The following is a 12,063-nucleotide window of genomic DNA, read 5'->3' as shown; positions in this document are numbered from 1 at the left end:
ACTACGAGCTGCTCGTCGACGCGGGCGGCGTGGTGCCGCCGTCGGTCTTCGTGGCGGTCGACGTGCGGGCGGCGGCGGGCTTGGCCGCCGGCTTCGCGGGCGCGCGCCGGGCGGCGGGCTTGGTCGCGGCGGGCTTGCTCGCCGCAGGCTTCGCGGCGGCGCGCTTGGTCGCGGCAGGCTTCGCGGCGGCGGGCTTGGTCGCGGCGGGCTTCGCGGCGGCGGCACGGCGCGGCGCGGGCTTCGCCGCGGCCGGCTTCGCGGCGGCCGCCGGCTTGCGCGCCGGCGCGCGACGGGCGGGCGCCGGCTTGGCCGCGGCGGCCTCGAGCGCGGCGACCTTCTCCTCCAGCGCGGACACGCGCTCGGTCAGGCGCTTGACCTCGTCGCCCGCCGCAGGACGCAGCTCCTCGAGCGCCTCGCGGACCCGGGTGGCGGCGTTGGCCAGCTCGTCGGCGAGCGCGTGGGCGCGCTCGCGGGTCTCCTGCGCGCCCTCGGCGGTCACCTGCGCGGTGGCCTGGAACGCCTGGTCGACCGCGGTCCGGACCTGCTCGGCGCGGCTCTTGCTCTTCTTGTTCTTCTTGGCCACGCCCCGCAGACTATCCTCCCTCGCCGTGCCGGTGCCAGGGATCCACGTCCACCCGACCACGGAGCTCGCGCCGCGCGTCCTGCTCCCGGGGGACCCCGGCCGCGCCCTCGCGCTCGCGCAGCTGCTGCTCGACGGGCCGAAGATGTTCAACCACCACCGCGGCCTCTGGGGCTACACCGGCCCCGCGGCGGACGGCGAGCTGCTCACCGTCCAGGCCACCGGGATGGGCGGACCGAGCGCCGCGATCGTGCTCGAGGAGCTGATCGACATGGGCGTCACCGAGGCGATCCGGGTCGGCACCTGCGGGGCGCTCGTGCCCGAGCTGGCGCTCGGCGAGCTCGTCGTCGCCGCGGGCGCGCTCGCCGCGGACGGGACCAGCCGCGCGCTGGGCGCCGACGGCGTCCTGCCCGCCGACCCCGGGTACGTCGCCGCGCTCGCGCAGGCCACCGGCACGACCCCGCGCGTGGCGGTCAGCACCGACGTCTTCTACGAGCGCGACCGCTCGACGACGCCCCGCTGGCGCGCCGCCGGGGCCGACGTCGTCGAGATGGAGGCCGCCGCGCTGCTGCGCGTCGGGGAGCTGCGCGGCATCCGCGTCGGCTGCGTGCTCGCGGTCAGCGACCGGCTCGCCGACGGCGGCCGCGAGCGGCTCGACGCCGACGGGCTCGTCGCCGCCGGCGCCGCGCTCGGGCACGCCGCCGTCGCCGGGCTCGGCATCCCGCCCCTCGAAGGCGCACCCGCCCGCGGCCTCGTCGACCCCGAGCTCGAGGCGCAGAAGGCCCGCCGCGAGCGCGCCGCCGCGACGGACGGCGCCGGGTGAGCCTCTCCGTCCAGCTCGGGCTCGTCCTGTCGGTCGCCACGGCGTTCGTCTCGATCCTCGGCTTCCTCTTCAAGCACCGCGGCGCGATCCACGCGCCCGAGGTGCAGTGGCGCACCCCGATCGCCTCCACCCGGGCGCTGTTCGCCAACCGCTGGTGGACGATCGGGATCCTCGTGGCCATGGGCTCGTGGGTCTTCCACGTCGCCGCGCTCGCGCTCGCCCCCATCACCCTGGTGCAGACCGTCATCGCCGGGGGTCTCGTCCTGCTGACCGTCGTCGCGGACCGCCTCTTCGGCCTCGAGGTCCGCCGGCGCGAGTGGATCGGGGTCGCGCTCACCGCGGCGGGCCTCGCGATCCTCGCCGCCACCCTCGGCGGCGAGGCCGCCGACAGCGCCCACAGCGACTACGAGGGCGCGACGCTCGCCCTGTACGTCGGTGGGCTGACCGTGACGTCCGGTGTCGCGATGGTGCTCGCCTCCCGCATCCCCCGCCACGCCGGCGTGATCCTCGCGGCGGCCGCCGGGCTGCAGTGGGGCGGCTCGGACGTGTCGATCAAGGCGCTCACCGGCCACCTCGAGGACGACGGCCTGCTCGTGCTCGTCCACCCGCTCGCGCTGGTCATCCTCGTGCTGTCGCTGATCGGGCTCGTCGTCTCCGCCCGGTCGCTGCAGATCGGCGACCCGGTGCCGGTCATCGCGGTGACCTCGGCGGCGGCGAACCTCAGCACGATCACCTCGGGCCTCGTCGTCTTCGGCGAGCCGCTGCCGGAGGGGACGCTCGGCGTCGTCCTGCGGCTCGCGGCGTTCGCGCTCGTCATCGGTGCCGCGGCGCTCACGCCCGCGCCGATGCCCGTGCACGAGGAACGCGCGGCCACCTGACCGTCCGCGCCCGCCGCGGACCCACCACCCCGTCGCGTCAGCCGAAGCCGAACGACGTCCGCAGCCGGACGATCCCCTCGACGAGCCCGACGACGCGCCGGACGTCCTCGACGGTCTCCTCGTCCAGCCCGCCCTCCAGGGCGCGGTTGGCGGCGGCGCCGACGGCGCGGCGCTCCGCCCGCAGCGCCTCGAGCCGGTCGGCGATCTGGGCCCGGTCGGCCCACGGGGCCAGCTCGGCGATCGCCGCCTCCAGCGCGACGCGCAGCTGCAGGGCCGCCTCGCGCGTGCGGTCCCCGTCGAGGTCCAGCCGGGCGCGCAGGATCAGCTCCTCGCACGCCAGGGCGACGTCCCGCCCGCCCAGCAGCGCCGCAAGACGCTCCTGCGGACGCAGCGCCGCCTCGCGACCGGTCTGCCGCCGGCGCGCCTGCGGCGGCAGCTCGACCGCCTCCGCCCAGCGGCTGTGCGCGAGCTGCTCGCCCTCCCCGGTGCCGACGCGGACGACCAGCGTCTGCGGACGCGAGACCTCGCGGACCGTCGGATCCGCCGTCGCGGTGCGGTGCAGGTGCAGCATCCGGTTGAGGACCCGGATCGCCTCGGCGGCCTCCTCCTCGCCGTCGACCTCACGGCGCCAGCGGGCGGCATCGTCCAGCGACGGGAACGGCTTCGGGCCGACGACCGTCACGCGGCTCACGGGCACGGGCGTGGCGGGCGGCTCGGACGGCACGTCCCTCGCCCGCCGGTTGCGGACCAGGCCGCGACGCTCGGGAGCCCCGAGCGTCTGGAGCACGACGACCTGGTCGACCTCACCGGCGTGGCCGCGGACGACGTAGCGCCCCTCCTCCGGCCCGAGCTCCCAGGGGAACTCGAGCTGGACGAACTTGAAGTGCGGCAGCGGCGCGCCGGCCGGCTCGGACACTACTTCCCGCGTCGTGCGCTGTTCGCGCGCTCCGCGGCGGTCGGCACGTCCTTGCCCGCGGGGATCGCGTACTTCGACGGCTCCGTCGCGACGGTCGGGTTGTCGATGTTGCCGATCCGGTCGATGAGCTTCATCCACTGCGACGGCTTGAGCGTGCTGTTCAGCTGCTTGGCGAGCTTGCCGTTCTCGCTGTAGAGCGGGCTGAAGCCGACGTGGATGTGGTCCGCGTGGTCGGGCAGCGCGATCGTGTTGTCCGCGCCGTCGAAGGTCATCAGGCTGATGATCTGGTTCGGCCGCATCGTGCCCTGGAGCGTGAGCAGCCGGCGGATCGTCAGCTCCGTGACCGAGCCCGCGCCCTGGTTGCCGATGATCGGGATGCCGTTGATCTTCGCGATGTCGAGCGCCGACCCGGACGGGTGGGCCGACAGGTTGCCCGAGGCCGTGAAGATCGACGAGCGACCGCAGCGCAGCGACGTGACCGTCGGCTTCAGACCGGACGCCGAGAGGAACGCCATCGTCGCGAGCACGCGGCGGTCGACGAGGCCCGCCTTGATGTCACGACGGCCGCACTCGTAGATCTCGATGCGCGGGTCGTCCAGGACGCTCTTCTGCAGCGCCTCCTTGGACATCAGGAGGATCTGGCCGATCGTCGGGTTCTTCGAGTCGGGACCGAAGAACGGGTTCTTGCCGGCGGCGCGGTAGACCGCGGTCGACTCGAGCAGCTTCCAGCCGTCGAGGATCGGCTTCGGGTCGATGCGCGGCGCGCCGCGCCCGGCCGGGCGGATCTCGAACTTCACGTGCGAGGCCGCGCGCGAGGTGCCCTTGCCGATGCGGCCGAGGACGGTGCCCGCGATGACCTTCGAGCCGACCTTGAGGTCCTTGAGGACGACGTCGTCCTTCTTCAGGCCGTAGACGTCGGTGAAGTACGTGTCGAAGGTCGACGAGTCGGTGAGAGCCTCGCCCTGGTCGGCGACCTGCTTGTCGCCCCCGGCCTCGTACGCCTGCGGGCGCGCCGGGTTCGCGAACAGGCGCTCCTTGCCGGCCTTGACCGAGTCGGTCGCGGTCTTGGCGACCCGCTCGACGACCTCGGCGGCCTTCTGCGTCCCGGCGGACGCGGGAGCCTTCGGCGCCTTGTCCTTCGGGAGCTCGAGCTCCTTGGCGACGGCGGACTCGGAGACGCTCGCGGCCTTCGGCACCGGATGCTTGCGCGCGACGCTGCCGAGCTCCGCGTACGTGTACGTGTTGCCGTAGGCGTCCTCGAGCTGGAGGAAGCGGCCCAGCCGCTTGCTCTTGCCGATCTTCACGATCTTGCCGTCCTGGACGGCGATGACCGAGCTGCCGGCCTTGGCGAAGATGTCGATGCCGCGACGGGCGGTCGACTCGACGACGTTCGCGGCGTTCTGGCCCTTGGCGACGCGCTTGACCGCATCGGCCTCGGAGAGGTCGTCGGCGTAGGTGGCCTTCGCGTGGACCGGGAACTGGCCCTGGGTCAGGCCGGTGAGCGAGCCGACGAGGTCGGCGGGCAGGCCGCCGATCAGCCGGGCGCGCATGAGCACGCTGTCGACGTACCAGTCGGCGTGGTTGTAGGCGAAGATCGCCTTGCGGATGTCCTCGTCGGCGCCGGCGGCCCTGAGGTACCGGGCGGCGGCGAAGATCGCGTCGACCGGGTTGTACGGGTCCTTCTTGCCGTCGCGGTTGGCGTCGACGCCGTAGGCCTTCCACGAGGACGGGATGAACTGCATCCAGCCCAGCGCGCCCGCGGAGGACACGTTGAGGTTGCGGCCGTAGTCGGTCTCGATCTCGTTGATCGCCGCGAGGATCTCCCAGCGCACCCCGTACTCGATCCCGGCCGCCTGGTAGATCGGCAGCAGGAACGGCGGGATCCGGAACTTCTCGATGAAGAAGTTGGGGACGCCGATCGGCGCGACGCCGGGCAGCGACATCGCGAAGCCCGGGTTGACCTCGGTCGGCGACCCGTCGCTGTTGCGCAGCTTCGTGGCCTGCCGGCGCTCGGCCGCGTCCTTCTTGGCGGCGGCGAGCTGCTCGGCGGCCTGCTGGACGGCCTTCGTGCTCTTCGACGGGGTGCGGGTCTTCGTGCCCGAGGTCTCCTGCTCGGCGGAGCCGGCCTCCTGCACGACCTGCGGGGCACCCTCGATCGTCGTGACCTCGCCACCCGGAGCGGGCTCGGGGGTCGGCGCCGGCGTCGCGGTCGGCGACGGGGCGGCCGGCGTCCCGCCGACCTCCTGGATGCCGAGGATGGGCAGCTCGATCCCGGGGATCTTGATCTGGCCCACCGGCGTGCCGGGAGGCACGTCCAGCGTGACCGTGATCACCGCGCCTCCGAGCAGGGTGACCTGGAACGTCCGAGGGTCCGCGCTCGCCGAGCCGACGGTCGAGCCGAAGCCCGCCGCGACGACGCCAGCAGAAGTGAGACCCAGAAGCAGCTTGCGCTTGTTCATGCGTGTTTGCGGGCTCCTCCCCCCGCTGTGCCGGTCACGTCCGTCATCCGCCGCCCGGCGCGGCGGACCCTACCACGGACCCCTCGACCGGAATGCAGGCACGCTATCCGGCCGCTCAGCCGGAATGCAACGCCCAACCGGCGCCGTCCCTCGCCCGAAAGGGGGTAATCCACCCCCATCCGGGTCGAGCGGTCGGGAGCAGCCGGTTTTCCCGGCCGTTTCCAGCGGCTTCGGGCCGCCCGCTACGCTCGGAGGACGATGAGCGAGCACCCGTCCGACGACCGCGACGACGTCCCGCGCAAGGGCGAGGACCCGCTCGGGCGGATCGCCCAGGAGCTGCTCGGCAGCCCGCTGGTCAGCGGCGCGCTCTCGCGCGCCTTCGAGGCCCGCGAGCGCGCGGTGCACGCGCAGGAGGCGGCGATGGGCGCGCTGAACATCCCGTCCGCCGCCGACGTCGACCGGCTGTCACGCCGGGTGCGGTCGCTGTCCCAGCGGCTGGAGGGCATCGAGGACGGCGTCGACCGGCTCGACGACCGGCTCGCCGCGCTCCAGGGGGACGGCCGACCTCGACGCGCGCCTCACCCGCATGGAGGCGACGCTCGAGGAGCTGCTGCGGCGCCTGCCGCCCCCCGCGACGGACTAGGCGATCCCGAGCGCGGCCACGACCGCCTCGAGCTCGGCGACCACGTCGCCGTCGAGCTTCAGCGCCGCCCGGCCGTCCCATGGCGTCGGCCCCTGCGTCACCACCACGACGGTGCCGCCCGCCGCCTGGGTGATCCCGGGCAGCTGGGCGATCGGGTGGACCTCCAGCGACGTGCCGATGCACAGCAGCACGTCCGCCCCCGCCGCCAGCGACGCCGCCCGCTCGAGCGCGCCCTCCGGCAGGAACTCGCCGAAGAGCACGACGTCCGGCTTCAGCGGGCGGCCGCAGTCGCAGCCGGGCACGCCGTCCGCGGCGGCCGCGAGCCGCTCCCGCACGACGTCGACCGGGTAGCGGCGCAGGCACGACAGGCACGAGGAGTGCTCGATCGTCCCGTGGACCTCGACCAGCTCGGCCGTGCCCGCCCGCCGGTGCAGCATGTCGATGTTCTGCGTCACGACGGCCTCGAGGTGGCCCGCCCGCTCGAGCGCCACCAGCGCCCGGTGGGCGCCGTTGGGCTGCTTCTCGCGCAGGGTCGTGAAGCGGTCCCCGTAGAAGCGCCAGAACCGCGCGGGGTCGGCGCGCCACGCGTCGATGTGCGCGACCTCCATCGGGTCGACGTTCTCCCACAGCCCCGTCGCGGGGGAGCGGAAGTCCGGGATGCCCGACGGGACGGAGATCCCCGCGCCGGTGAGCGCGACGACGGAGCCGGCCCCACGGACGAGGTCGGCGAGCGCGGCGGCGCTCACCGGACGGGACGCGTGCGGCGGACGGTCATGGGCGCGATGGTGGCAGACCGGGTCCGGGCTCGAGGTCGAGCTCGGCCTGCAGCCGGGTGACCGCGGCGGCGACCGCGGCCAGCCGCGGCTCCAGCGCCGCGCGCAGCCGCTCGTGCTCCTGCGCGCCGGCCGCGGTGCGGCGGTAGAACCGGCGCGAGCGCCGCTCCGGGTGCTCCCACTCCCCGGCGATCAGCCCGCGGGCCTCGAGGTCGCGCAGCAGCGGGTACATCGTGTTCGGGTTGACCGTCACGAGACCGGCGGTCACCTCGGTGACGCGGTCCATCAGCTGGTTGCCGTAGGAGCGGTCGTCGGCGAGCAGGTGCAGGACCAGGGCGGGCAGCAGCCCGGCGCGCCGCAGCTCGCCGACCAGCGGGTCGCCCCCGCCCGCCGCCCGGCCGCCACCGCGGGCCCCGGCGGCCGCCTGGGCCTCGGGCAGGGGCGCCGCCTGGGCGACGGCGTCGCGGGTGGAGCGGTCCGGCATCCCTCAAGGATCGCAGCGGGCGCCCGCGGACGGCGCGCCGTCCCGCGGTCGTCTCAGCCGTCGAGGACGACGGTCAGGACGAACACGACGCTGCCGACCAGCGCGACCAGCGTGACGGCGAGCAGCGGCCACTGGTCGCCGTGGACCGCGGGCCGGCTCGGACCCATCGTGCGCCGTCTCAGCCGTCGCCACATGCGCAGAGCCTAAGCTGGGACGGTGCAGGAGGTCTTCGGGATCGTGCTGTTCGCCGTCGTCGGCGTGGGGATCGTCATCGCGGTCCTGACGCTCGCGACGAGCGACCGCAGCTACGACCAGATCGGCCAGGGTGGCTTCCACGAGGAGCGTCCCCGGCCCGCCGCGGCCCAGGGCGCGGCGCTCGCGCGTGAGCGCGACGAGGAGATCCGGCAGATGCTCGAGGCCCGCAACGTGCGGCGCGTCCGCCGCGGCGAGGCGCCGCTGGACGTCGAGGAGGAGCTCGCCGCGCTCACCGCGACGCGGATCGACCCGGAGCTGCTGGACGAGATCCGCACGCTCGTGGAGGCACGCAACCGCCGCCGCGTGAAGGCCGGGCAGGAGCCGCTGGACGTCGAGGCGGAGATCGCCCGGCAGGTCCGCGAGCTCGAGGCCTGAGCGACGCGATCAGCGCGCGTCGTCCTCGGGGGCCTCGAGGCCGCCGCCGTCGCCCGTGACGTCCGGGTCCTGGACCGTCGCGGTGGTGGTCGTGGTCGTCGGCGCGAGGGTGGTCGCGGCGGGCATGGCCGCGACCGACGGCTCGGCCGCCGTGGGAGCGGCGGGGTCGCGTGTCGCGCGCCGGATCTCGACGATCCGCCGGTCGGCGCCCTCGCCGTACACGTGGAACGTCCGCCCGCCGCGCTCGACGAGCGCGAACGCCTCGCCGTGCCGGGCGTTGCCGCTGGTGTTGACGTAGCTGCCCTCGCGCACGCCCGCGGTCACCCGCACGTAGCGGTGCCCGGCGACCTGCTCGTGGCGCTCGGCCGCGGTCACGCCCGCGGCGACCCCGGAGCGGGCCCGGCCCTCGGCGGCCGCCTCGAGGACGGTCTTGAACGAGGTGCTCGTCGGCGAGACGCCGCCGGTGCGGGCGGACAGCTCGTCGCTCGTCACCCGGTCCGCGCGCGCGACACCGGTGGTGTCGCGCGCGGCGGTGGTGGCGGTGACCGGGTCCATGACACCCCGATCGTCGGCCGACGCGGCCCGCGCTTGACCCGGCGGCGCTCCCGTTCCCCGAACGGTCACACCGACCGGTCCGCGGGCAAGGACCCTGCACAGCGGCAGATTCCCGTCCGTCCGACCGCCCAGGAGCGCCGTGACCGCCGCCGTCCGCCTCGCCGCCGCCACCGTCCCGCTGCCCGACGGCCGCCGCCTCGCCTGCACCGCCCTCGGCCCGCCCGACGGCCTGCCGCTGGTGCAGTTGCACGGCGCGATCGGCACGCGCCCCGCGCGCTGCCCATGGACCGAGCAGGCGCTCGAGGACGCCGGTGTGCGGCTGCTGCTGCCCCAGCGGCCCGGCTTCGGCGGCTCGGACCCGCACCCCGGACGGACGCTGCGCTCGTTCGCCGAGGACCTGGGCGCGCTCGCGGACGCGCTCGGGCTCGCGCGCTTCGCGGTCCTCGGCGTCAGCGCCGGCGGCCCCTACGCGGCGGCGTGCGCCCACCGCCTCGGCGAGCGCGTCGCCGTCACCGCCCTGATCTCGACGACCGTGCCGCTGCGCGGACCGGGGGCCGCGCCCGCGGCGACGCCGCTGCTGGCGCTCGGCGCGCGGACCGTGCGCCATCCGCGCGCGGCGCGTGCCGCGGCCCGGGCGCTGGTCGCCGCCGTGCGCGCGCGGCCGGACGCGCTCATCGGCCTGATCGAGCGTCGCGGCGCCGCGGCCGACCGGGCCCATCTGACGCCCGAGCGTCGCGAGCAGATGACCGCCGCGATCCTCGACGCCGTCGCCGGCGGGCCGGACTGCGTGCTGGAGGACCTGCGGCTCGCGCTCGGCCCCTGGGGCTTCTCCCCGGCCGCCGTGCCGGGACCCGTGCTCGTCTGGCACGGCCGCGACGACGCGACGGTCCCGGTCGGGCACGCGCTCGCCCACACCGCCACGATCAGGGACCGGCGCACGACGGTGCTGCCGGGCGACGGGCACTTCTTCCTACGCGCCCGGCTGCCCGCCGTGCTGGCGGCCGTCCGTGCGGCGTGGTCGCCCGTGGCGGCGGCCCCGGCGCGGGAGGCGGCCTGACCGACGCGCGGCGACCGGGTCAGGCGAACGCGAACGCCAGCGCGATCACGAGGTACACGAGCAGCAGCTGCAGGCCCATGAACCAGGTGCTCTCGCCCTCGCGGGCGACCTGCCCGGCGATGAGCACGGCCATGAGGATCGCCCCGAGCTCGAACCCGTTGAGCACGAGCGCCATCGGGTGCGGGCCGAGCACGAAGCTCGCGATCACCAGGACCGGCGCGACGAACAGCGCCACCTGCGCGCTGGAGCCGATCGCGATGTTCACCGCGAGGTCCATCTTGTTCTTCATCGCGACGAGCACCGCGACCCAGTGCTCGGCGGCGTTGCCGACGATCGCGACGACGATCGCCCCGACGAAGAACTCGCTGAGGCCGATCGAGCCCGCCGCCTCGGTGATCGACCCGACGAGGATCTCGCTCATCGCCCCCACCGCGACGCCCGCGGCGAGCAGCGCGAGCACGCTGCGGCGGACCGTCCACGGCTCCTCCTGGTCCCCGTCCTCGTCGTCGTCGGGGTTGAACAGGTCGCGGTGGGTGACGAGCGAGAAGACGAGGCCCGCGGCGTAGCTGACGATCAGCACGAGCGCGACGAGCAGCGACAGCGTCTCGACGTCGCCGCCGAAGTTCACGCGCTCGTCGCCGGGTCGCGGCAGCCCGTCGGCGTCGACGAGCTGGAAGATCGCCGGCATCACGAGCGCGACGATCGCCAGCAGCAGCATCGAGGACTGCGCGGAGGCCGCGGCGGCGCTGAAGTACTGCCGGTCGCGGCGCAGGCCGCCCGCGAACATCGCCGCCCCGAGCACGAACAGGGTGTTGCCGATGATCGAGCCGACGATCGACGCCTTGACGACCTCGTGCAGGCCGGCGTTGAGCGCGAACAGCGCGATGATGAGCTCGGGCGCGTTTCCGAACGTGACGTTCAGCAGGCCGCCGATCCCCGGCCCGCTGCGCGCCGCGAGCTCCTCGGTCGCGCGGCCCATCAGCGCCGCGGTCGGGATGACCCCGGCCGCGGAGGCGAAGAAGACGAGGACCGGGTCGAGCCCGGCGAGCTCGAACGCGACGGCCGCCGGGATGAACGGGACGAGGAGGTAGGGCCACCCCTGCGGGGTCAGCAGTGCGCGCGGATCCACCGCGCCGAACCTACCCGGTCAGCGCCCCGGCACACTCCTGGACCTTGCGCAGGTCCGTCCCGGCCCGGTCCAGGCACTCCAGGTACTCCGGGTTGGCGGCCGGCGCCCCGCCCGCCTCGCTCGCCGCGCCGCCCGCACCGGTGGTGCCGGACGCGCCCGCCGCACCGGTGGTCGCGCCGCCGCCGAGCTGGCCGGTGAGCTCCTCCAGCGGCCGCGCGTTCGCGGGCGCGGAGATCTTCTGCTCCTCGTTGAGGTCGGCGATCGTGAGGTCGAGCTTCAGCGTGCCGCCCTCGAGGCCGCCGACGCCGGCGCGCTCGGCCTGCGGCACGTCGAACTGGACCGCGACGACCATCCGGCGCAGCAGCTGGTCGTCCTGGCCGGAGTAGACGTCGACCTTCGCGCTCTTGACCGCCTCGGCGATCTGCGTGCGCTGGGCCTGGGTCAGCGTGGCGGGCACCTCGGCGGGCGCCTGCTGCGCGACGCCGAGGTCGTCGGCCTTCTCCAGCAGCGTGTTGATGTCCAGGAGGAACTTCGGGACGTCGACGGTCGCGGTGATGTGCGTCGTGCCGGTCCCGCCCGTCTCGGCGGTGCCGGCCTTCTTCGCGCCGCTCAGCCAGCGCAGCGGGTCGATGCCGAGCGCCTTGAAGGTCGGGCCGTCCTCCTGGCTGCCCGCCTCCTTCTGGGCCTGCTGGTAGCCGGTCTTGAAGCTCTGGAAGAGCTCGTCGCCGACCGCGAAGTTCTGGTTCTGGAAGGTCAGGAAGCCCTTGTCGCCCGTGCTCACGGCCCCGGCGGTGAACGACTGGCCGGACGCGTCGAGCGACAGGTCGAAGTCGAACGCGGGGAGCTTCTCGCTGCCGTTGCTCTGGAACGGGCCGGTGAGCTTCAGCGCCACCGGACCGGTGAGGCTCGGCAGGCCCTGCGCGTCGAGCGAGACCGCGACGTCGAGCTTGCCGCTGCGGATCGGCTTGTCCGATCCGAAGGTCGAGGTGAGGATGCCCGAGACGCTGTCGTCCCCTCCGCCGCCGTCGTCGCCGCCGCCGCACGCGGCGAGCGTGAGCCCGCCGGCGACCAGCGCGAGCAGGGTGAACAGGACCTGGACGGCACGACGGGTGGACGGCACGGTCGGACTACTCCCT

13 protein-coding genes are annotated in these 12,063 nt (G+C 74.8%); 4 read left to right on the top strand and 9 right to left on the bottom strand.

The window, feature by feature from the left end:
- Position 1 precedes the first annotated feature (1 nt).
- The gene (locus tag GKE82_RS27390; RefSeq protein ID WP_196189379.1) at positions 2–583 is read right to left on the bottom strand and encodes a hypothetical protein; all 582 of its coding nucleotides are present in this window, start codon (positions 581–583) and stop codon (positions 2–4) included.
- 25 nt (positions 584–608) lie between these two features.
- Between GKE82_RS27390 and GKE82_RS22070 the strand changes: the two genes are divergently transcribed.
- Complete coding sequence (locus tag GKE82_RS22070) at positions 609–1,403, top strand: purine-nucleoside phosphorylase (protein ID WP_196189378.1); 795 nt, start codon at positions 609–611, stop codon at positions 1,401–1,403.
- Positions 1,400–2,281, top strand: coding sequence for a hypothetical protein (locus tag GKE82_RS22065; RefSeq protein ID WP_107570251.1), 882 nt, complete (start codon positions 1,400–1,402; stop codon positions 2,279–2,281). Before GKE82_RS22070 ends, GKE82_RS22065 begins: the two co-directional genes overlap by 4 nt.
- 37 nt (positions 2,282–2,318) lie before the next feature.
- Here the strand turns inward: GKE82_RS22065 and GKE82_RS22060 are convergent, their stop codons facing one another.
- The 5 genes from GKE82_RS22060 to GKE82_RS22040 form a co-directional block, all read right to left on the bottom strand.
- On the bottom strand, positions 2,319–3,197 hold the full coding sequence (locus GKE82_RS22060; protein WP_154734779.1) for a hypothetical protein: 879 nt from the start codon (positions 3,195–3,197) through the stop codon (positions 2,319–2,321).
- Entirely contained in the window at positions 3,197–5,656 is a 2,460-nt protein-coding gene (locus GKE82_RS22055) for a lytic murein transglycosylase (protein WP_154734778.1), read from the bottom strand. Before GKE82_RS22055 ends, GKE82_RS22060 begins: the two co-directional genes overlap by 1 nt.
- A 639-nt stretch (positions 5,657–6,295) precedes the next feature.
- Positions 6,296–7,045 (bottom strand): NAD-dependent deacylase, encoded by a 750-nt coding sequence (locus GKE82_RS22050; protein ID WP_309233758.1) that lies wholly within the window; start codon positions 7,043–7,045, stop codon positions 6,296–6,298.
- A gap of 25 nt (positions 7,046–7,070) precedes the next feature.
- Positions 7,071–7,556 carry a PadR family transcriptional regulator gene (locus GKE82_RS22045; protein WP_107570256.1) on the bottom strand — a complete coding sequence of 162 codons (486 nt, stop codon included), beginning with the start codon at positions 7,554–7,556 and terminating at the stop codon, positions 7,071–7,073.
- Between the two features lie 53 nt (positions 7,557–7,609).
- A complete protein-coding gene (locus tag GKE82_RS22040) occupies positions 7,610–7,750 on the bottom strand; it encodes a hypothetical protein (protein WP_154734777.1) in 141 nt (46 codons plus the stop codon).
- A 22-nt stretch (positions 7,751–7,772) separates the two neighbouring features.
- Between GKE82_RS22040 and GKE82_RS22035 the strand changes: the two genes are divergently transcribed.
- Positions 7,773–8,186 (top strand): hypothetical protein, encoded by a 414-nt coding sequence (locus GKE82_RS22035; RefSeq protein WP_107570257.1) that lies wholly within the window; start codon positions 7,773–7,775, stop codon positions 8,184–8,186.
- A 9-nt stretch (positions 8,187–8,195) separates the two neighbouring features.
- Here the strand turns inward: GKE82_RS22035 and GKE82_RS22030 are convergent, their stop codons facing one another.
- Positions 8,196–8,741 carry a hypothetical protein gene (locus GKE82_RS22030; protein WP_154734776.1) on the bottom strand — a complete coding sequence of 182 codons (546 nt, stop codon included), beginning with the start codon at positions 8,739–8,741 and terminating at the stop codon, positions 8,196–8,198.
- A 139-nt stretch (positions 8,742–8,880) separates the two neighbouring features.
- On the opposite strand from GKE82_RS22030, the gene GKE82_RS22025 reads away from it, so the two are divergent.
- Complete coding sequence (locus GKE82_RS22025) at positions 8,881–9,798, top strand: alpha/beta fold hydrolase (RefSeq protein WP_196189377.1); 918 nt, start codon at positions 8,881–8,883, stop codon at positions 9,796–9,798.
- Positions 9,799–9,817: 19 nt separating this feature from the next.
- Here GKE82_RS22025 and cax read toward each other — a convergent pair whose 3' ends face one another.
- Both cax and GKE82_RS22015 read right to left on the bottom strand, forming a co-directional pair.
- Positions 9,818–10,927 (bottom strand): calcium/proton exchanger, encoded by a 1,110-nt coding sequence (gene cax / locus GKE82_RS22020; RefSeq protein WP_309233757.1) that lies wholly within the window; start codon positions 10,925–10,927, stop codon positions 9,818–9,820.
- Positions 10,928–10,937: 10 nt separating this feature from the next.
- Positions 10,938–12,047, bottom strand: a complete 1,110-nt coding sequence (locus GKE82_RS22015) for a hypothetical protein (RefSeq protein WP_154734774.1) — start codon at positions 12,045–12,047, stop codon at positions 10,938–10,940.
- Positions 12,048–12,063: the final 16 nt, after the last annotated feature.

Origin of the sequence: Conexibacter sp. W3-3-2 (assembly GCF_009707605.1) — a bacterium.
In the GTDB taxonomy this organism is placed as follows: Bacteria; Actinomycetota; Thermoleophilia; order Solirubrobacterales; family Solirubrobacteraceae; genus Paraconexibacter; species Paraconexibacter algicola.
This window is presented reverse-complemented; position numbering and strand designations above follow the sequence as displayed.

Coding starts and splice junctions, on each gene's coding strand:
- GKE82_RS22055 (WP_154734778.1), bottom strand. CDS start 5,656: ATGAACAAGCGCAAGCTGCTTCTGGGTCTCACTTCTGCTGGCGTCGTC.
- GKE82_RS22045 (WP_107570256.1), bottom strand. CDS start 7,556: ATGCCGGACCGCTCCACCCGCGACGCCGTCGCCCAGGCGGCGCCCCTG.
- GKE82_RS22040 (WP_154734777.1), bottom strand. CDS start 7,750: ATGTGGCGACGGCTGAGACGGCGCACGATGGGTCCGAGCCGGCCCGCG.
- GKE82_RS22030 (WP_154734776.1), bottom strand. CDS start 8,741: ATGGACCCGGTCACCGCCACCACCGCCGCGCGCGACACCACCGGTGTC.